Genomic DNA, 20178 nt, shown 5'->3' with positions numbered 1-20178 from the left:
ATTTATCGGCCCGCTCGGATGCGCTCCGCTTCCATAAGTTCGAACTGGTCGATGGCCGCCATCGTCACCGGCGAGAGTTTCCCCGCTACGATGTCGCCGTCTGCGATCTGTTGCCTGACGTTGGCCTCTGCCGCCCGCGTTTGGTCAACGATAGCGGTTTGACGGGCTGCGGCTTTCTCGTTGAACCGCGCTTCGCTCTCTGCGAGCCGCCGGGACAGGGTGGCGACCTTTTCGGCGTGGGCCAGCCCTTCCTTCAGTTGCTCTTCGCGGACTTCGGCGTGGGCGGCTTCGACCACCCCGGCCTTCCACGTCTCGACCCGATGGTTGATGTGCGCCGCGCCGATCCAAATGATGGCGATGCACGCGATGACGATAGCGGTCCAGCCAGCCAGCTTCGGAAAGAGGGGGCTTGCAGCGATGGCGGCGATCATAGCGGTCATTTCGGCACCATCGCGACGACAGGCGCCGGAACCTGCTGAACTTGTTGCGTCGGATGCTGGTCCTGCTGTCGATCAGCCTTCGCGTTGTTGCTGTTGGTGTTGAATACCAGCGCGGTGACGCCGCCGCCGAACGCGACCAGCACCAGCAGACAGGCGCCGATGATGAAGCTGCGAATCTCCCTGAAGGATTCGTTCGGGGCTTTGGTCGCCATGTCCCTTTCGAGATTGGTCAGGCGATGCTCCGTCATCTTGGCGTCGGCCTTGGTGTCCACGACGGTCATGATGTTGTTCTTGGCGTGGCTGACCTCAACAGCGATCTTGTCGGCCATCTTGTCACCAAGCTGGTCCACCTTGTCGGTCAGTTTCTCGATGGCCGTAGTCATGCCGTGCACCCCGGTTTCGAGTGCCGCGATACGCTCCCCGATTGGCTTTTCTTGTGCGGGAGTCACGACGCGCTCTGCATAGTGACCACGAAATTTTCGAGGCCGTTTCCACGTCCGCCGCCAGTGTAGCCACCGCCCGTCGAACCCCCCGCCGTCACCGGAGCAGTCGTGTTGTAGGTCGTATTGACCGCAGCAGGGGTTCCCCCAACCGCGCCTTGGCTCGGGAAGGTGATTTCAACGAAGCCGTTAGCCCCCTTGCCGCCGAACCAGTAGCCACCGCCGTCGTAGCGATCCTTGCAGCCGCCGCCGCCGCCACCGGCGCCATGACCAATCCCGGCCTTGCCAGCAGAGGCTCCCGTCATGCGGTCGCCGCCACCACCTGCGAGGCCACCGGCCCCGCCGAAGCTTCCTTGGGTCGGACCCGGTGCCCCCCCGCCACCGAAGGTCGATGCACGGTCGCTGCTTCCGCCGGGGCCAAGCTGACCCGTCAGACCGCTCGGAAGACCACCGGCCCCGCCCTGCGCGATCTGTGCGCCTTGGTTGGTATTGCGCGACGTGACGCCGCCTTCGCCGCCGGTCGCGGTGAAGATCACAGCACCGTTTTGGGTCACGGTCGTCTGACCTCCCGCCGATCCGTCGCGGACGGGCAGATTGTTGCTTGGCTTGCCGTTCACAGTCGGCGTCGCGGCTCCAATGCCGCCCTCCCCGATTGTGAAGACGAAGCGGTCGCCCGGTTTGCACGGCACTTCAATGTAGCGACCAAAGCCGCCCGAACCGCCGCCACCGCCGCCACCGCCATTGCCGTATTCGGTTCCGGCGCCGCCACCGCCGCCACCGGCGACGATCCAGTTGAACATCACGGAATTCACACCGCTCGGGGCGGTCCATGACGTTGTGCGGTCAAAGCCGAGCGTCTGTGCGTCGGGGATCGCATCACCCGGCATCGGCCAAGCCTGAAGCGTGATCGGAAGACCAAGGGTCAGGCTGGCACGGTTCGGGCCAGACCACGGGCGCCCTGAAGCGTCACAGGCGGCCTTCACCTTGTCATACATGCTGGTCCAGTCGGCGTCGTCGATCACGGCGCCGGGCGACACCATAGAAATGTTGGTGCCGAGAAGGGAGTTATATGCGGTCGCCAGCGCGTTCCGATCTGCTGCGGAAATGACGGCCATTAGATTCGAGCTTTCACCACGGCCATGACCAGCGACACACCTTCAGAAGCCTTGTCCTCAAGAGCGCGACCGAACACGTCGGTCGAGACAGCATCCTTGGCGGCATAGGCAACGCCGGGGATCGTAGACATGACCAGCAGGTCAAACTTCTCGACAGGACCGAGAACCTTGACCGGGACGCGGCCTTGCCATGCGACGGCGGGGTGGGATTTGTCGTCACCTGCTTCAGCGTTGGCGAGATAAGCCGGGGCGGTCGAAACGACGCCGAAGACCGAGCCAGACCAGCCAGCCTTGCAGATTTCCTTGTCGCCACCGAAGGACACCACGTCGCCGGATTCAAGGTCTTCAGATGCTTCGAAGCGTTCGGCGAAGTCGGCGTAAGCAGCCGAAGTCGCACGCCCGTTGAAGACGTTGGCATTCACATTGCCGCCCGCGTCGCGCACGACCACGGTGTCAGCCGCTGTAGCGACCGAAGCGTTCTTGTTGTCGAGCTTCGCAGCATTCGCCGCTTGGTTCGCCGATCCAGCCGTGGTGGCCGATGTTGCCGTGTTGGCGGTGTTGGCGGTCTGGGCAGACTGTGCGTTCACCGCGTTGGTCGCGTTGTCCGCGTTTTCGGCTCTCTGTGCATTGACCGCGTTCTGGGCGTTCGTCGCGTTAGTCGCAGTATCGGCCGCGCCAGCCGTAGTCGCCTTGCCGATGAACGACGTAGCGACGAGCGCGCCCGCGCCGTTTCGCTTGGCGATGGTGTTGGGATCAGCCGCAACCGAGACGCCAGCACCGGACAGGATCGCATCGACGTAAGCCTTGGTGGCGATGCCGTCCGCCGTGGTCGGCGTGGGCGCCTTTGGGGTGCCGATGAAAGTGGGGCTGTCGATCTTGGCGAACAGGTCCGTCAACTTTGAAGTCCATGGGGCTTCCGGGTGCGGCGCAATGTTAGCGGCGGTGACAGTCGTCTGACCGAAGGACACCGTGATCACCCACAGCGGCACATAGCCAGCAGAGACAGCGGGGACGGCTTCAGAGCCGGTCGTTGCTTCGGTGCCGCGCTTCGCCTGAAGGGCGACCGTCTCGCGACGAACAGTCGGCTGCGCGGTGCCAGAGTTGGCCGGGCCAGCGTAGGGTTGCGACGGGTTGGCCGCGTTGCGGTAGGGCAGAACCTTGTTGTCGGTGTCCTGCTGATCGAATGCAGCTTGGACCAGATACTTCACCGAGCGACCGGCGGTCGTGGGAGCAACGACAGGGAAGGTCGTGGTCGTGTCGATGGACCCGACCTTGACGGTCTGGTTGTTGTCGGCGGCGAGCGAGCCATAGGACGTGGCGTCGATGCTCTGAAGCACGGTGACCATACCGGGACCGATGCGGAAGTTCAGCGACAGGGGCGAAGCGGGCGTGGCGTCCAGACCGGCGGCGACGCTGTTCGTGCCCCAAATGCCCCGCGCCAGATGGCCGATAGCACGCACCATGTTGCGGTTCGTGTTTAGGATGTCGGCGTCTTGGGGGATCGCCCCCGTGTATACAATTGTGCGGTCCATTAGCTGTCCTGTCGTTTCTTATATTTATCGGGCGGTGCTTATGTGCCGCTCTTGATTTCAGTCCACGCGGTCACACCGGCGGGCACCGTGCGGGCGATGGACTGATAGATTTCGGTGTCGGTGACCTCGCCCTCGATGCTGTCGAGCGAGGCGTATTCGATGTTCCCCGAGCCGTAGGCGCCGTCATTGGAGCCATAGGCGGCCACGACCGGGATGCCCTGTCCCTGCGGTCGGGTGACCGACATGAAGAACTCATAGGGCTGGTTCAGAGAGCCGTAGGCGCCGTCTTGGCCATAGGCCATGTCGAAGCCGTAGCTCCCGGTGTCGCTGATGTTGCCCGGCTCGAAAATCTCGGGGGCGACGCCGGTCAGGTCGGTGATCATGTCGATCATCGCTTGGCGTGTCGCGCGGGGACGAAGCCGCTCTTTCGCGATGCGAAGGCGATAGCTTGCGTCACCCTCCCCTTTGCGTCGGCGGAACATGCCTACGCCGAAGAAATCTTCGGCGATCAGGTCCAAGTTCATCTCGGTGGCTGTGGCCAACCGGGTCTGCTGCGCGACGTATAGAAGTTGGTCGAAGTTGAACGCGGGCGCGCTCGCCAGTGCGTCCAGCACGGCGTTGATGACCTGCCCTTCTTCATCGAACCAGCCCGTTGGAAGCTGGTGGCGAAGCAGCAGGTCTTTGAAGAAGTCGCGATCCCCAACAGCCATCAGGACACCGCGATGCTACCGGCATGCACCGATTGATTCGGTTCGCCGCCGACGTTCTCTGCGTGCCCGTTCAGCAGCAGGGTATCGACGTTTTGGACGCCCTCAACGGTGTCCTGCGCGACGTGGGCCAGTCGATAGAACGACAGGGGTTCGCCGACACCAAGCGAGTTGATGTGATCTTGGATCGCAGCAGCGACAGCACCGATAAGCGAAGCCTTCGAATAGCCGGGCTTGGCTTTGATCGTCAGGCTGACGTTGGCTGTCACGACCTTCGCGGGAAGAAGGTAGAAAGGCATGCTGATCGGCGCCGCAGCCTGAACAGCGTCGTGGATCGCAGACATCAGGGCGTCAGGCGGCGAGCCAGTGCCGTCATCCACGAAGATCACAAAGCTACCCCGGCTCTCATTGCCAGCGGCATCCTTGTTCTGAACGATCTTGAAGGTCAGGCCCTGTTGAACCGAAGCCACGGCGAATTCGACCGCGCCGGTCGTCGCCTGTGATCGGGTGTTGATGTAGTTTGTGAAGCGCGCTCGAAAGGCTTCGTCACTCTCGCCGTCCGCGCCATTTTGGAATCCGGCCGCGTTCGCCACGGCGTCGATGCCGGGGATCGCCGAAGCGATCATGGTGATCGTGCCAGCACGGACATTGCCCGAGGCCCCCGGCGTGGATGCCGCGACAGGGACAGTGACAGAGCCGACGCCACCGGCGATGAGGTAGCCATTCAGGCCGATGTCCCAACGCGGGTTCGCTGTGTCCTTGACGACCGTGAATGATACCGTCCCGTCCACCGTCTTCACGATGGACCCAAGCGGAACCAGCGCAGTGCCGGTCGTGCTGAAGCGGCTGAAGGTGACCGTGCCAGAGGCCGAAACAGACCCGAGGCGGGTCAGACCAAAGTCGCCGAAATAGGAATCGAGGTCATCGCCCCGGCTGGTCGCGGCGCGCGTCTGACGCAGCACGGCGACCGTCAGGAATTGTTGCCACTCGCTGTTGAAAGCCGCCGCCTCAAGCAAGGCACGGAACGCAGAGCCGGGTGTCAGGTCGGTCAGATCAGGGCACGACTGTTGGGCAATGGCCGCAGCTTCATTGACGATCTGATCGTGGTTTCGGAGTTCAAGAGCCATCAGCGGTCCCCCATTGGAATTGTGGTGCGGGACGTGACGCCTTGGGCATCCCGATATTCAACGGTCGCCATGGTCGTGCCGTTCGGTAGAGCGGTGACGGTGACCCTCGGGGCAACGGACTGGTCCACGACAGCTTCCATCCGCATTTGCTTCAGGAAGGCCGCACGGATGCGATCAGCAGAGGCGGTCGAACCCACGAAGGCAGGTGCGCCGCCGCCATAATCGGGGGTCCACTGATCGTCGCCGGGATTGGTCATCAACCGGCGAATGACGCGCTGCTGACCGTTTTCGGTGCCGCTCGAAAGCAGCAGCCCGCCGGTAGCCGAAACGGTCAAATCTTGCCCGTGGATGTGAGAGAGGTCAGCCATGCCCTTATTTATCGGCAGGGCTGGTTAGGCCGTTCAGGACGGCGGCGTTGGCCAGATCACGTCATCGGGCGATACGAAATCGACCGTCAGGTCACGCAGAGCCTGACGATAGTCCCGCCATTCAGCCTTCGCTTCGTCAGACAGGGGCGCACTCGGTAGGTCCGTCCAATCGCAGACGTTCAGACGTTGCCAGCGTTCGGCGCGGATAGCGTTTCCGTGCTGACACGTCTTCGCCCACGACGGCGCCGGGGCTTCTGCCAGTTCCCGTGCAAGCGTCTCTTCGCGGTCGATTGCCGAGAAGCAGATGATGCAACGCCAGTCGCCTTCAAGATCGTCATAATCAGACGCATCGAACAGACCAGCAGCGGGCCATTTACGCCCGCACTCGCAGTCCAGAGGCCCTTCAGGGACTTCGGTTTGAGAAGCCAGACAGTCGGCTTCGAGCGAGTAGCGGGGATAGGTGACGATTGGGTCCATACGATATTTAGGTGCGCGGGCGAATTGTGACGGACGATACTTGGCCGTTGGGCGTTGCCGAGCGAAGGCCGCCGCCCGCCCCCTGCGTCTGCCAGTTAATCCCAAGGTTATCGACGCGGGATTCAGCAAAAGTCCGGTTCGTCACGGCGACGCCGATGTGGCTGATGTTCGACCCGGTTTGGACGCTCTCGGTCTGATCGAAATATTGGTCGGTGTAGCCATTGGCGCCGCTGAAGGTCGGGCCAATCCAGATCGTGGACAGTTCAACCCATGCGCCACCATTCCAGCCGTAAACGGTGATCCACGTTTCGCCTTGAACCTCGTTATAGGGATCGTCGGGCTGGTATTCGTAATAGCCGCCGGGGTTCTGGAAACGGTTGCGGTAGACGCGGTTGTAGCCGACGACGCGGACGTTATAGCTGCCCGAGTTCGTGCGCCCACCATACTGGTCAAGATAGGCGTGGTGAGTGGTCGGGCCGTTGGCGGACGCCCCCATAAGACCGGTGTTTAGGTTCGACGGCGTGGCGGGTGTCGAGATTTTCAGACGAGCGATGAAGCCGGTCGGGGACAGGTTTTCGGCATAGAGGTTATACGTTTCGCCCGCGTTCAGCGGCGCGAGGTTGTTGCCCGCGAACTGAAGCGTCGGGTTAGCCCCGAGGTCATAGCCGAAATTCACCGACTGGCCGTCCGTGACGGACACATCAATCGGCTGGACCGCAACGCGGAACTGGATACCCGAGCCGAGCGTGATCGACGTGCCCACGGACAGACGGTCCACGAAGGCCGACTTCATGCGAACGCCGCCATTACGGATTTCGAAGGGCGGGATGCCGGTGTTGGTATTGGTGTCCCAAACCCGGAAGGTGTCGGCGTTGAAGTCGATGCTCGAATAGCTCTGATCAGAGCCGTCCGTGGCGTGGAACTTCATACCGGCGACACGGCTACCAGCTTGAACAGTCAGGCCAGCGGTTGCCTGAACGCGGCCCCGCGTATCGACAGCGATGTTGCGCGCATCGGTGATCTGGCCAGCAAGTTGACGCGAGTTGCCGTGCGAGAACGGACGCACCGAAGTCGTGGACGCGCTGCATTCGCCGAACATCGGGCGACAGACCCACATCCACGAATCATTACTTTGGTTCGTCGCCATCTTGCGGAAGATGACGAAGGCGTAAGTGGCATTGGCCGGTGCCTGTGCCTTGAACCAGCGGCGAGTGAAGCCAGCCAAGTTTTGGCCGCCCGCTCCGGGGACGAACTCACCGGGACCATCATTGTATCCGAGGTTGGTGCCAGCGGCGTTGAACCAACCGATATACATGTTCGCGTTAGCGCGGTGGCACGCGATGTAGGCGGACAGATCATACCATTTGCCCGGTTCGACAGAGACGCGATCCGAGTTGATGTCGCTGTAGCCAGCATTGCCTTGGACGTTAAAGCCGATGACGTTTTCGCCCACCGGATGCCAAGGATCGCCCGCCCCGTTTACGATCAAGGGCGTCACGACCTGACCGCCGGGTGACCACCCACCGGTGCCGGATTGGAAATCCGTGTTGATCAGCAGGTTGCCGCCTTGGGCATCGACCCGTGCCGAAATCTGCGAAGTGGTTGAAGCGGTCGCGAAGGTGCCGTTGGTGGTCACATCTTCGACCACCTTGATGCGGGCGCCAGCCTGAACGCCAGAGGCTTCAGCCGTGTATTGGGTGGCCGGAAGCTGCCCCATCTCGACCTTGACCCGGCGGACGCCGATCACCGTGGCATTGGTCGCACTGAAAACAGCCCGAGCCTGTGCCGTCACAGCGTTGGCCGGTGCCAGTGTTTGGGCGGCGTGATCTTGCAGACGCGACGGGGCGTTGCTGAAATCGTGCTGTCCGTAGATCGCCTTTTCGGGACCGTCCTGAACCACATTCCCGGCGGCGTCGAAGAAGATCAGGTCGAGATATGCGGAGTGGTTCGACGCGGCGAAAAGCACGGTGTCGCCGCTGATCGTATACCAGTTCCCACCAAAGACGCTGAACTTCGGGAAATTGATGACCTGTGTGCTGGTCCCGGTGTCGTAGACAAGAACCTGCGGCCCCCAACCGTTGCTGACGAGCGTCATTCCTGATGGACCGGTAAGGCCCGTCAGCCCGTTTTCGAGGCCGCCATTGGGGCAAAGGTTATTGCGGGTCTGAAGCGTCGCCTGAAGATCGTTGACCCGGTTCGCGGTAGCGAATGTGCCGTTCGTGGTGACCGTCTCGACCACCCCGATCCGAGCGTTCGTGTCGTAGACGCTGGCTTCGTTCGACCAGTTCGTGGCGACCGCATCTGCGTTCACCTTGACGCGGGCAAAGTGGATTTGCGTGGCCGTGCCTTTGCCGATGACCACGCGGAAGTGCGTCGCTCCTGCGGGTGCGACGTTGTTTTCCGACTTGGCGCGAACGCCCCATTGCGTCGGGATCGCGACGTGTCCGGTTTGAGCATAGCCGGGAAGCCACTGGATGCACGCAGTGCCGTTGCCCCCTCCCCGCTCGCCTTCGAAGGACAGGCTGACCGCATTGCCGGGGTTGATCGGGTAAAAGTCCGACGCGATGTAGCTGACCGCGCCCTTGATCCAGCCGATAGTCCCAAGGGTGTTGTGATAGTAAGTCCCGATGTCGCTGGCTGGTCCCGCGCCATCACGCTCCCACCTCGTCAGACCGTTCGTAAAGTCGCCGTTCTTGATCAGATTGGGGAGCGAGCGCGTGGCCGCTTCCATGCTATTCAGACGCAGACCAGCAGCGTTGTCGCCATCGACAGTGGCCTGACGCATATCGGCCAGCAGCGCGGACACGGACGGCTTACCGTTCCGAGCGTTCGTGATTTCGGCCTTCAGCGTGTTGTATTCGGTGGCATCAACTTTCAGGTTCAGCCCGTCCGTGACGGTCTGGCGAACGCTGCTGATTTCAGCCCCGAGGTTCAGCTTGCCATTGCGGGCGCCTTCGACCTCGCTCTTGATCTGGTTGAAGGACGCAGCCGCAGCGTAGTTGTTTGGCAGGTCGAGGATCACATTTTCAGCGTTGGTGATCCGGGCATTAGTCGCGATGACTGTGCCTTCGTCGGACCAGTTGGTCGCGGCTGATCCGTAGTTGACCTTAAAACGAGTGAAGTGGATGTGACTGGCCGTGCCGCGACGGACTACCACCCGGAAACCGGTCGCGCCGGGCGGTGCGATGACGTTTTCAAGTTTGGCGCGGACACCCCAGACAGCCGGGATCGCCACGGCTGCGCTGCTGATATAATCAGGCAACCATTGGAGACACACAGAACCATCGCCGCCCCCGCGATCCCCTTCAAACGACACGCTCAAGGGATCGCCAGCAACTACCGGATATGTAGCGGTATATGCATAATCGGGACCGTTCATGTAGCCAATGGTTCCGAGAGCAGCGTGTTGGTAGCTCCCGAAAGTCCCGGCTTGGTCTTTGCCCCAATCTGAAATCCCACGGGCGAAATCGCCGTTGCGGATCAAGTTTGGAAGAGAGCGAGCAGCAACTTCGAGAGCATCGACGCGCGTGGCCGCAGCTTTGCCAGCCAGACCATCGGACGTGGCCGTCCGCATGCTGGTCAGTTCTGCGGATAGGTTGGCTTTGCCGTTTCGGGCATTCACCATCTCGGCGCGGATCGTGTTGACCTCGGTCGCCGTCGCCTTGAGCGCGAGGCCGTCCGACGTGGCAGTTCGCATGGTCTGAAGCTGTGCGTTTAGGTTCGCAGACCCGTTTCGGGCGCCTTCGACCTCGGCTTTGATCTGACCGAACTCCGACGCTGACGCCTTCAGCGCGAGGCCATCAGACGTGGCGGTTCGCATGCTTGTCAGTTGGGCGGTCAATGTGGGCGAGCCGTTTCGGGCGTCGCTGACCTCCGTGCGAATGTTGTTCACCTCGGTCGCAGTCGCCTTCAAAGCAAGGCCATCTGACGTTGCCGTTCGCATCGCCAGCAGTTGGGCCGACAGGTTGGCCGAGCCGTTACGCGCCCCTTCCACTTCGGCTTTCAGAAGGTTCAGATCAGCGGCCGAAGCCTTCAAGTTCAGGCCATCCGTGATGACCTGACGGACGTTTCCGATTTCGGCGGCGAGATTAGGCTTGCCGTTGCGGGCGCCCTCAACCTCGCTCTTGATCTGGTTGAAGACCGTGGCGCCAGCGTAGTTGTTCGGCAGGTCTGCGATAACATCGGTGTGGCTCTGGACGGTCGCGACCACCTGCCCCACGCGCGGGTCTTCGAACTTAATCCAGTTCGTCCCGTCGAAGCGGTAAAGCAGTTTTTCCGGGGTCTTCACCCACAGGTCGCCAAGGCGCGAGACACCGGCCGCCGGGGCAGTTGCGGCCACGAAGGTCGGTGACCGCGTGTCATCGACCGGCGCCCACGCGGTGCCAGACCAGCGGTAGACGCGGTTGTTCTCGTTGGTCTTGTAGAAGATGTCCCCCGCCGTGAGCGGGCCCGCCGGGACGTTGGTGGGCAGGGTCGTGCCGACGTAGGTCTTGGCCTTTGCGACAGCCTTCGCTTCGAGGATTTGGAAGTCGCCGATGCTGACCTTGTTGGTGTTCAGGTCGGCCAGCGTGGTGGTGTGCGACAGAACCTTGGCCTTCAGGCCAGTCGTCGGCGTGTTGATGTCGGATTCGATCAGGTCGAGACGATCCGCCGCCGCTTCGGTCGCGGTCGTGGTGGTCTGACGCAATTCGAAGATTTCGGACGTAAGGTCGGCGTCGGCCGCCTCGAAATCCGTGCGGACACCTTCGATCAGGGTTGAGATAGAGCCGTTGCCGCCGCTGACGGTGTTGGCGAGGAAAGACACCTGTGCGTTCGTTGCAGCCAAGTCGTCTTCGAGAGCCGAACGGACAACCGTCAGGTCTTCAGCGGTCGCATAATCCGCGTCCGTGATAGCTTGCGACAGAGACTGAACCGCCGCGTTGGCGTTGTCCGCCACGCTCTCGACAGCAGCGATCAGGATGGCTTGGCCATCAATCGCCTGTTGGTGCTGGATAACCCGTTCACCGATGGACCCGGAGAGAGGATCGACCAGCGCAAGTTGAGCGAAGGCGTCATCAACGCGGTCGTTCAGCAGGTCTTGGCCATCAAGCAGCAGAGATTCCGCCGCAGCGCGGGCGTCGGCGGCCAGACGTTCGCGCTCTTCGTAGAGGCGTTGGCCTTCAGCCAGCGCGGCTTCGATCTCAACCTTCGCCGCTTCGATTGCGTCGAGGATCGTTTGATCAATCCCGGCGCCGCCTTCCTCGGAAGGAACGCCGACATCCTCTGCGTCGTCTCCGGTGGATTCGGATCGGCCATTCAGGAACAGCCATTCGTCCCCGTCCCAAAACTTGACGGTGCGCGTCGCCGTATCGAACCAGAACTGACCCAAAAGCGGGGCTACCGGCGGGGTCGATCCTGCGAAGTTTTCGAGGCTCCGAACCCAATTCTGGTTCATGGCCACGATCCAGTCTTCGGCGCCCTCCCCGATCAGTTCAAGGGGAGTTGCCGAAGCGTCGATTTCGCCTTCGGGGATCGTGACAAGCACGTCACCGTTAGTTTTTTTGATCTTGGTAGCCATCCCAATATTTATCGGGACGGCTAAAGACCCTGCTGATTAGTCTGGTTTCGTAGTCTTCAGTGTGAACTTGGAACCAGCACCACCAGTCGGGTGAAGGTGGTTGTTATAGTTTTCACGCAGATCGGAAAGCTTGCCCTCAACGTCGATAATCTCGCTCTTGGATGTGACATCGCCATCGACGGTCGCCTTACCCTCAACGGTCACGTCGCCGGTGACGTGGAGGTCGCCTTCAAGGTTGATCTTGTCGGCCTTCATCAGGACCGAGCCGTCAGCGTTCATGCGGACGAACTGTCCGCGCGGACCCACCCACAAACCTTCGCCAGATTTCAGTTCGGCTTCGTTGCCTCTGATGCTGTCCGCTTTCTGCGGCGGACGGGCCGATTGGGAATGAATGAAGCCGGTGATGACCAGCGAGCCGCTGTCACCCTCTTGGGGAACGACAAGGCACTGATCGCCAACCGTTGGAGCGACGCGCATGGCGCCGGAACCTACGGCCACGGTGCTGATCGGAAGCCACCCCGTCAGAATGCCATCCGGTTCGATCATCACCTTCGCAAGGAAGGTTTTGGGGTCGTAGCTGGCGACGGTGCCAGCGCGAGGCTGTCCCTGTGTCTGCTGCTGCTGTGCGACGCGGCCAAGGACCGAGTTTGTAAGCTGGTTGCTCATTGCGGGGATGCCTCCCCATTGGGTTCAGGCGTGTTTTTGGCTCGGACCTGCATGGTCCATCCGCCGTTCGCGTCCATGCCAAGATCGACGCTATCGACGTAGTAGAGTTCGTCCTGTGCCCGCTCGATGCCTTGGATCGTCACCTTTTGGCGAGGGTCCAGACCGAGGGAGCCGGGAAGTTCGAACTCGATGGTCCACTGCTGACGGCTGATCTGTTCATGCAGCTTGTTGGCACGAACCTGCGCTTCGGCCTGTGTCAGGTTGGGGAAGGTGTAGTGGTATTCCGTGACATCATCGCCGGAACCGCCGCCCGAGGTGGCGTTGCGACCGCGTGCGGGCTTCTTGCTCTCGGTTTTGGCCTCATACCGCTTGCCGTGGTTGGAGTTCCACGACCGGACAATGACCTTGATGTCCTTGGCCAGCGCGAGGTTTCGGGTCAGGGAGAAATTCTTGACGTTCGCCTGTGCCGCGATGGTCATCTGTCCCGAGCGTTCAGGTTCGGCCAACGTGATGACGAACGCCTCTGACCGATCTTCAGACAGAGGTTTGAAGAAGAGCGTATCGCCTGACACCCAAGCGTCGAAGCCCTCTTGCCGGGCGAGGTAGGTGATCGTGTCCCATTCGGTCTGGGCACGGCTGAACTCGCCATTGTTCACCGACACATGATCGCGCTCATAGTAGGTGCCAGCGCGCGTCGTGGTCGCGGTCACGTCGGCGGTCAGGCCGTGGCGTTGAGCCAGCGTCGTCACGATTTCCGAAGCGGTCTTGTTGTGGAAGGCTTCGCGGGTCTTGGCGTCGATCATCAGGGCGGTCTTGTCCCGGCCCTTCAGCGACAGACTGCCATTGCCCCACGTCATGTCGATGTCATCGACCTTGCCCTTCAGGACAGTCCGCCAAGCAATCTCGCCCTCTTGCGGCTCCCTGCCCATTTGGACTTCGACATCGACCGAATCTTGAGCCAGCCACCACGACGGCCCTTTGGCGCCGACGAACCAAAGAGCAAAAGACACGTCGAAGGTATCGGCGTGGAAATAGTTGTTCTTGCGGACATTCGCGGCTTTCAAGCCGGGTAGTTCTTCGCCGTTGATAAGCACGCGAGCGCGCGGGCGACGGAGGACTGGCCCCCGTCCCTGCACGATGATTGAATCAAGCTGACTTGTGGTCCCATCCATCCAATATTTAGGTGGACGGGACCGTTGGGGCGTTCGCGTCACGCTCGGGGACTTTGACGTTGGTCGGCGCCCGGATCACGGCGTCAAAGAAGCCGTTGGCTTCCATGATGCGCGCCCATTGGCGAGCGTCCCCGAGTTCTTTGGCGGCGATGCGGGACACGCTGGTCCCCGAGACAGTGACGGTCTTCATATTAGGCTGCTTTCGTGAAACGGGCGAAAGGACCGAAGACGAGAGTTGCGGCGCCTTGATAGGCGGCGGCTGCTTCTTCCTTGGTCTTGAACGATCCCAAGCGGGTGTTTTTCTTGTTGTGCATTAGCCACGCGATCCACTTTTTGGTTCGCTTGCACTGGTGAACACCTTTGATGCCAGACTTGTTGTTGACCTGTGCTTCGGAGTTCCAAGCGTTTTGGGTGCGCGTTGCTTCGCGAAGGTTCTTGATCGCGTTGTTGGCTCTGTTGCGATCCTTGTGGTCGATTTCGTCCTTTGGCCACACACCGTGAACGTAAAACCATGCCAGCCGATGAGCCTGATAAGCTTGTCCGCACAGTCCGATGTGGATGTAGCCGTTATTGTTTATATTCCCTGCCGTCTTCCCTTTTCGGTTCGACTTCAACCAAGTGAATACACCAGTCTTTTCGTCGTATGAAAGGTATTCTTGCAGTAGGGATTGAGTGAGTTCTTTTGTCATTGTTATGCACTCCTTTTGTGTGGTGCACAACTATTTATTTGACAGGACCAGATTAGCGCGTATTAGGCCGGTTTTGCTCAAAAACCGGTTAGACCCCTTACGTTGACGATTGCACGACCGACATATCCGCCGGTCGCTCCAAGCTGCGCGAGGCGTTCGAAGGCGTTTGAGGCCCGCTCAAGATCGTTGATGGTGTTGCTGGTGTTCTCGGTGATCGAACCGATGGAGCCGATGGCGCCGATGACGCCGTTGGCGTCGGCCATGGCGTTGTCGATCTGGTGCTTGGCGGCGTTCAGACCATTCCACACACCGACGATCTGGGCCGTGCCGCTGCGGACCTGCTGCGCGGTTTTCAGGACACCCGAAAGGCTGTCCCTGATGCCTGTCAGGCCGGTTGGGGCCGATACGCCCACAGCGTTGCCCAAGTCGGTCGTGGCGGCCTGTAGGGCTGACCCTTGGGCCGCTTCCGTGACAGCCGTTTCGAGGACGCAGACGGTGATGGCGTAGGCGATTTGGAACGCCGACTTTTCATCGAACTGGACATCCTCAATCACCACGTCGAGCGCGGTGTTGCCCCACGTCAGGGTATAGTTGCGGCCTGACGCAGCCATGCGCTTGAGGGTGTCGCGGCGGTCTTCAGCATCGGCGGATAGCAGGATGCCATCCCATTTGATCGGGTCGTAGCTCGCCCCCATCGCATCCACGACGCGGCGTCCGCCGATCAGGGTGTGCGTCACCGTGATTTGCTTGATGCCGTGCTGAATGTTCTCGGGCACTTCGAAGGCCGTGAAATGGAAATCGCCGAGGCTCATAGGCGACGTAGCCGCTGGCGCCTGTTGGGCGACGCCGCCGGTGGACGCAGGGACGAAATCGGCAATTGCCGGAACAGTGATCTGCGTTCCGGCGAGGAAGGAAGAGATAGACATCAGGCGAAGCTTTCCGCCCCGGACCAAGACAGACCGGGGTCGCCACCGGTCGGGCCGGTGTTGTGTCGGTTGTTCGACGCAAGGTGGCGGTCCACCTGCGTTGCGATAGCGCGACCGTCCATGTTGACGGTCGTATGGATGACTTGTCCGCCGCCATTGCGCGGGGGCGGGCCGACGTAGCTGGACGGACGCAGCACGCCCGCCGCATCCGGCACGCCTCCCCTGCCCCGCATGGTGTTGCCGGGAATGCTCTGGTTGCGTTCCTGCTGTTCAGCCGTGGCCGCAGGGGTGCCAGCCATCTGGTTCTTGATCCAGTCGCCAAGGCCCGTGAACAGACGTTTGATGCCGTCCCAGAGGGCCGAGCGCACGCTGTCGATGATAGCCTTCAGCACTGCGATCCGTTCGGCCATCCACGTCACGAAACCGCCGATCCAACGACCAATGGTGTCGCGAATTTCAGTGAACTTACGGACCACGAAGAGGCCGATGGCTTTCCAGTCGAGCGTCATCAGCCATGCGACAGCAGCGACAATCGCAGCGACGCCAGCGGCAATGGCCAAGGCGGTGCCCACGATTGGGAAGGTCACGGCAAGGATCGCAACGCCGACGATAGCCAGCACCACCCCGAAGGCGGCCAACGCCACGCCGAAGATGAAGAGGCCCTTCACGATGTTGCCTACGGCTTCCGGGTTCGCCTCTGCCCATGTGGTGATCATGGTGATCGCCATGGTCAGGTTCTGGATCAGCGGGATCAGGGCTGGGCCAGCGGCTTCGCCCAATGCTGCTTTCAGGTCGCCCCATGCGGTTCCGAGGGCGGCTTGGTTCGCCGCCGGGCTGTTCTTCAGGTGGGTCGAATAGGGGTCCACGCCTTCAGCGTTGCGGATGTTCTTCACATCGCGCTCCCACGTCCCGTCGATCATCCCGAAGGCAGTTTCAGACAGGAAGCCCTTGGCGCGGCGGTCCAGCTTCAGCGGACTGATGAAGTTCATCATCGCATCCTTCTTCTGCTGTGCGCTGGCGTCGGCTCCGATCCCCTGCGACTTGAAGGCGGCTGGCATCAGCACGTCGCGGACCCATCCAGCCGGGTCCGACTGGAACTGGTCAGTGCCCTTCAGCGCGCCACGATCCAGCACGAACGATCCCGCGCCGACGTTGCGGACCATGTTCGGATCAACCAGACCCGCGCCGACAAGCTGGTTCACAGCCCCGCGCTTCATCGAGCCGCCAATCAGGTTTTGGAAGGTCGTCATCAAGGCGGTGCCGACCTTTTCGGCGCCCATGCCTTCCATCAGCGGAGCCAGATTGCGATAGCCGTCTTGGGTCAGGCCCTTGTTGGCGATGCCCGCCCCACGGGCGAACAGGTATTGGTCATTCAGGGTGACGCGACCGTTGGTGTAGGTCGAAATCGCGTTCATCAAGCGCAGTTCGCTTTGGAACTTCGCAACGTCGAGGCCACCGTTGGCCGCGATTGCGCGGCCACCGAGGTCAACGGCCTTGGCTGCATTGTTGAAGCCTTTGCCTTCCGGGTCCGCGTCGCGGTTTTGGAAGCGATAGGCCGCGAAAGCTTGCATGTATGGGCGTGACGCACGGATCGCTTCATTCGGATCACCGAAGACCGAGTGAAGGTCGTTCATCAGTCCAACCCGTTCGTGAGACGCGACCCCGAGAGCCGAGGTCCGCAGGATGCGGGCTTGCTTGACGTAGCGGGCTGCGATGTCCGGGGCGATACCGGCGGTCAGCAGTCGGGTCTTGGCGGCGTTCAGGTCATTGGCGGCGTTGCTGATCGCCAGCGCGCCCTTGGCCATGCCGATGCCAGCAGCAGCCGCGCCGACGCCGATGGCGGCCAGCCCGAGGCCAGCCGACTGCATTTTCGTCAAGCTCGACGTGACCGTGCCGATCTTGCTGTTCAGGTTGCCCATGCGGCCGATGATCGGGCCGAGGGCCGCGAACAATCCGCCGGTCAGGCCGATGTGGACGTTGATGCCGTAGACGTTCATCGGATCAGGCTCCCGATGATGTAGGCGGCGACCAGTTCCTGACCGATCTTATCTACGACCTCTTGTTCCTTGGTGTAGGCGGCGCCCCCGAGGAACGAACGCGCCGGTAGGTCTTCGCCGTCACCGAGTTCTTGAGCCTTGGCGACCGGGCTGTCCGACCCGATGTTGGCTTCGAAAGGCGAGGCGTTCCATTCGAGGCTCTCGCGCATTTCGCCAGTGCGAAGCAGCGGCTCGCTGGCCGAGTAGCCTTGGCGGACACGCTCTTCGATAGTGGACGGGGCCAGCGTGGGCCAAGCAGCGAAAGGACCAGCATCGGCCTGATAGGTTCCGATACGGTCCTGCGCTTCTTCGTGGACGATCTTGGCGCCTTCACTCAACGCATGCTGCTGCGCGATCAGGGCACCGCCCTGAATCGCTGCGAGTTTAGCGGCAAAGCCGAGTAGAGTTCCCATTTAGTCCTTTTGCTTCCAACGCTTGCTTGACCAATCGAACTCGCCGCCTTCCAGTTCTCCGAAGATCAGTTCGAAGGCGAGTAGTTCAACGGGGTCCAACTCCATTGCTTCTTGATAGGGAACGCCGTTCCTGACGCAGTTCAGGGCTGCGCGAAGCTCGGCGTTCCCGGTTAGTTTTTTGCCGCAGACCAGACATCATCTTGGTTTTGCGGCGCGAGGCTTTCAGCCCAACGGGCGACGGCTTCCATGCCCGCGTCGTCCAGACGGCCGATCAGGGATTCCACCTGATCGACGGACTTCGGGAACTGCATGGGGGTGTCGTCAATCTGGCGAACCGAGGCGGCCAGCGTGGCGTAGATCATATAAGGCTGGTTGGACGCGGCATCGCCACAGGCGCGGGTCAGCTTCGCGCCTTCGAGCGTGTTCAGCTTCTTGATATGAAGCTCGCGACCGTCAGAGTCTTTAACGACAGTGATATTGGAGGATGCGACGGCAACTGCGGTCGGAGTCTTGTCAGTCATTTGTGTATACCTTTTCCGGGGCTAATTATTAGTGCGACGCGACACAGCAAGCCGCACCAGTATTTAGCGAGGACATGCTGTGCCGCGTCTGTTGTCCCCGGAGAAGGACACTCGTATTTAGGGGTAGACACCTGTAAATCGGCGCCATATCTTAAATAACACTATGGTCAGGAAGCTGGTTTACATCGCAGGGGCTATCGGCGTTTTGGTCGGAGGGATCACCCTCGCCAGCATTTCGCAGCCTCACGAATTCACTTCGGTTCAAGACCCCAGAGGACCGATCACGGCTCCCCTTGCCCCGACCAATCCCCAACAACCCGAGGCGGGCAAGGATATGCCCGGCTGGTGGTATGATCCGGCTGGCATCCGCTGCGCCGGTCCCCAATGCGACTGAACGACTGTTAGGATTTCTTCGAAGGCTTCACGTCCAGCCTTGCGCCATTGTCGTTGGCGATGCGGACACGCGATTCAGCCGCATATTTCTCGCTCAACTCGATACCGACAAAGTTCCGACCTTCACGTTTAGCCGCGACGCCAGTTGACCCCGAGCCGCTGAACGGGTCGAGGATGTTAGTGTGTTCGGGCTTCAGAGCCGCGATCAACATTTGAGGGAGTTCGACAGGGAACGGCGCCGGGTGGGGGTTGCCGTGGTCTTTGCCCATGCGAAACACCGTTTTCAGGCCGTGGCTCTTTCTGAACGCGAATTTCGGCTTCGCAAAAATGTAGACCACTTCGTGAATCGGCGTCGCGAAAGTGTGGTTGAAGCAATGGCTGGAGCCACGGTCCCAATAGAGCGTCTGACGATGCGGAAGACCGGGGTTCAGATCGTGAGGCGTTTGCAGAACGCCAGCCTGAACGCGCTCATGGTGCTGGTAGAAAATCGCGCCATCATCAGCGAGCAATCGCCAGCACTCGCTCAAAACTTCCTTCTGCCAACGGACGTAATCGGCGCGAGGCATTGCGTCATCGAAGGTGTCGTAGCCGTCAGCCAGCTTGGCGCCGGTCCACTTCCCCGTCTTGCCCGAACCCTTGATCCCACCGCCCGTGGAAGTTCCAAGGTTGTAAGGAGGGCTGAACGCGATTGCGTGGAAAGAGCCATCAGCCATGTCACGCATAGCGTTCAAGCAGTCGTCGTTGATGACAAGCGAAGTCGGAGAGATATTATCGTTAGACACGGAGTATTTATTACCCGCGTCAGGATTGTTATCATTGTCGCTCAAATAGCTCTCCATGAATGCTTTCTATTGAAAGCCTCTCATGGATTCGGTCTCCGTCAACCGGATTTGCTGGCGTTTACTGAAAGTCTCAAGGTATTACTTTCAGCGCGCAAAGATGGTCTCACAGATCGGCTCGGCGTCAACCAAATTTCAGTCGCTGGTTTCGTTGCCCGACCCCGTGAACGCAAAGGGCGCCGGATCACTCCGACGCCCTTTTGATTTGGCAATCCCGGCTGGATTCGAACCAGCGTTGAGGTTTCCCCGACGCCCCGGATAACCGGGGCCGCTGTCAGCCATCTAAAGCTACGGGAGTCCGATCACTTCACTTCGCGGGTTTGCGCCTTGAAGCTGATCTTCTGTTTGACTTCCTTGTCGGCTGCGTAGGTGCCGCCGTCGTCCATCTTCAGCGAAACGCCGGTGAACTTGTAGATCGTTTGGCCACCACCGGCTTCGTCAATGTAGCCGAAGAGCGTGGCGTTCAGCAGCGTGCCCGAGTTGTTAAAGTTGGCTTCCATGGCCGCGAAGAGGCGGTCCAGTTCGGCGTTCTTGCGGTAGACCTCGAAGCTGCCCGACCAGCCCTTCGGGATTTCACCGAAGAGTTGGAGGCCGCGAACCGGATCGACGTTGACCGCAGCAGTTTCCTGCTTTTGGTCGAAGCCCGTGCAATTTTCGAGGTCGAAGGTTTGGTTGCCGACCTGAAGCTTGAACGCCCCATCGCGACCGATGCTGAAAGAGTTGGAACCGTTAGAGACTGGCATGATCCTGTCCTTTTCTT

The 20178-nt window shown here is 60.9% G+C and carries 19 protein-coding genes and 1 tRNA gene; all 20 read right to left on the bottom strand.

The window, feature by feature from the left end:
- Positions 1 to 2: 2 nt before the first annotated feature.
- A complete protein-coding gene (locus E7T10_RS07620) occupies positions 3 to 431 on the bottom strand; it encodes a hypothetical protein (RefSeq protein ID WP_137721346.1) in 429 nt (142 codons plus the stop codon).
- 5 nt (positions 432 to 436) lie between these two features.
- The gene (locus E7T10_RS07615; RefSeq protein WP_137721345.1) at positions 437 to 889 is read right to left on the bottom strand and encodes a hypothetical protein; all 453 of its coding nucleotides are present in this window, start codon (positions 887 to 889) and stop codon (positions 437 to 439) included.
- Complete coding sequence (locus E7T10_RS15725; protein ID WP_168189909.1) at positions 886 to 1995, bottom strand: hypothetical protein; 1110 nt, start codon at positions 1993 to 1995, stop codon at positions 886 to 888. The genes E7T10_RS07615 and E7T10_RS15725 overlap by 4 nt, the downstream gene beginning before the upstream one ends.
- The gene (locus E7T10_RS07605) at positions 1995 to 3527 is read right to left on the bottom strand and encodes a hypothetical protein (protein ID WP_137721344.1); all 1533 of its coding nucleotides are present in this window, start codon (positions 3525 to 3527) and stop codon (positions 1995 to 1997) included. The genes E7T10_RS15725 and E7T10_RS07605 overlap by 1 nt, the downstream gene beginning before the upstream one ends.
- A gap of 38 nt (positions 3528 to 3565) precedes the next feature.
- Positions 3566 to 4141, bottom strand: a complete 576-nt coding sequence (locus tag E7T10_RS07600; RefSeq protein ID WP_137721343.1) for a hypothetical protein — start codon at positions 4139 to 4141, stop codon at positions 3566 to 3568.
- 95 nt (positions 4142 to 4236) lie between these two features.
- Positions 4237 to 5361 carry a baseplate J/gp47 family protein gene (locus E7T10_RS07595; RefSeq protein WP_137721342.1) on the bottom strand — a complete coding sequence of 375 codons (1125 nt, stop codon included), beginning with the start codon at positions 5359 to 5361 and terminating at the stop codon, positions 4237 to 4239.
- On the bottom strand, positions 5361 to 5729 hold the full coding sequence (locus E7T10_RS07590; protein ID WP_137721341.1) for a phage tail protein: 369 nt from the start codon (positions 5727 to 5729) through the stop codon (positions 5361 to 5363). The genes E7T10_RS07595 and E7T10_RS07590 overlap by 1 nt, the downstream gene beginning before the upstream one ends.
- Positions 5730 to 5762: 33 nt before the next feature.
- Positions 5763 to 6206 (bottom strand): tail fiber assembly protein, encoded by a 444-nt coding sequence (locus E7T10_RS07585; protein WP_137721340.1) that lies wholly within the window; start codon positions 6204 to 6206, stop codon positions 5763 to 5765.
- A 7-nt stretch (positions 6207 to 6213) separates the two neighbouring features.
- Positions 6214 to 11763: a DUF1983 domain-containing protein gene (locus tag E7T10_RS07580; protein WP_137721339.1), complete on the bottom strand. Its 5550-nt coding sequence runs from the start codon at positions 11761 to 11763 to the stop codon at positions 6214 to 6216.
- Positions 11764 to 11799: 36 nt separating this feature from the next.
- Complete coding sequence (locus E7T10_RS07575) at positions 11800 to 12429, bottom strand: phage baseplate assembly protein V (RefSeq protein ID WP_137721338.1); 630 nt, start codon at positions 12427 to 12429, stop codon at positions 11800 to 11802.
- On the bottom strand, positions 12426 to 13643 hold the full coding sequence (locus E7T10_RS07570; RefSeq protein ID WP_168189908.1) for a phage late control D family protein: 1218 nt from the start codon (positions 13641 to 13643) through the stop codon (positions 12426 to 12428). The genes E7T10_RS07575 and E7T10_RS07570 overlap by 4 nt, the downstream gene beginning before the upstream one ends.
- Complete coding sequence (locus tag E7T10_RS07565) at positions 13609 to 13791, bottom strand: hypothetical protein (protein WP_137721336.1); 183 nt, start codon at positions 13789 to 13791, stop codon at positions 13609 to 13611. The genes E7T10_RS07570 and E7T10_RS07565 overlap by 35 nt, the downstream gene beginning before the upstream one ends.
- 1 nt (position 13792) lies before the next feature.
- The gene (locus E7T10_RS07560) at positions 13793 to 14290 is read right to left on the bottom strand and encodes an HNH endonuclease signature motif containing protein (protein ID WP_137721335.1); all 498 of its coding nucleotides are present in this window, start codon (positions 14288 to 14290) and stop codon (positions 13793 to 13795) included.
- Positions 14291 to 14367: 77 nt separating this feature from the next.
- The gene (locus E7T10_RS07555; protein ID WP_137721334.1) at positions 14368 to 15243 is read right to left on the bottom strand and encodes a hypothetical protein; all 876 of its coding nucleotides are present in this window, start codon (positions 15241 to 15243) and stop codon (positions 14368 to 14370) included.
- The gene (locus tag E7T10_RS07550) at positions 15216 to 17213 is read right to left on the bottom strand and encodes a hypothetical protein (protein ID WP_137721333.1); all 1998 of its coding nucleotides are present in this window, start codon (positions 17211 to 17213) and stop codon (positions 15216 to 15218) included. The genes E7T10_RS07555 and E7T10_RS07550 overlap by 28 nt, the downstream gene beginning before the upstream one ends.
- Entirely contained in the window at positions 17210 to 17665 is a 456-nt protein-coding gene (locus E7T10_RS07545; protein WP_137721332.1) for a hypothetical protein, read from the bottom strand. Before E7T10_RS07545 ends, E7T10_RS07550 begins: the two co-directional genes overlap by 4 nt.
- A 170-nt stretch (positions 17666 to 17835) precedes the next feature.
- The gene (locus tag E7T10_RS07540; RefSeq protein ID WP_137721331.1) at positions 17836 to 18186 is read right to left on the bottom strand and encodes a hypothetical protein; all 351 of its coding nucleotides are present in this window, start codon (positions 18184 to 18186) and stop codon (positions 17836 to 17838) included.
- Between the two features lie 401 nt (positions 18187 to 18587).
- Complete coding sequence (locus tag E7T10_RS07535; RefSeq protein WP_168189907.1) at positions 18588 to 19406, bottom strand: site-specific DNA-methyltransferase; 819 nt, start codon at positions 19404 to 19406, stop codon at positions 18588 to 18590.
- Between the two features lie 218 nt (positions 19407 to 19624).
- Positions 19625 to 19717: transfer RNA gene (locus E7T10_RS15720), tRNA-OTHER, on the bottom strand.
- Positions 19718 to 19720: 3 nt separating this feature from the next.
- A complete protein-coding gene (locus tag E7T10_RS07530) occupies positions 19721 to 20161 on the bottom strand; it encodes a hypothetical protein (protein WP_137721329.1) in 441 nt (146 codons plus the stop codon).
- Positions 20162 to 20178: the final 17 nt, after the last annotated feature.

It is taken from the genome of Brevundimonas sp. SGAir0440, from assembly GCF_005484585.1.
Lineage (GTDB): Bacteria > Pseudomonadota > Alphaproteobacteria > Caulobacterales > Caulobacteraceae > Brevundimonas.
Note: the sequence above shows the minus strand (reverse complement) of the source record. Positions and strands in the feature narration are given on the sequence as shown.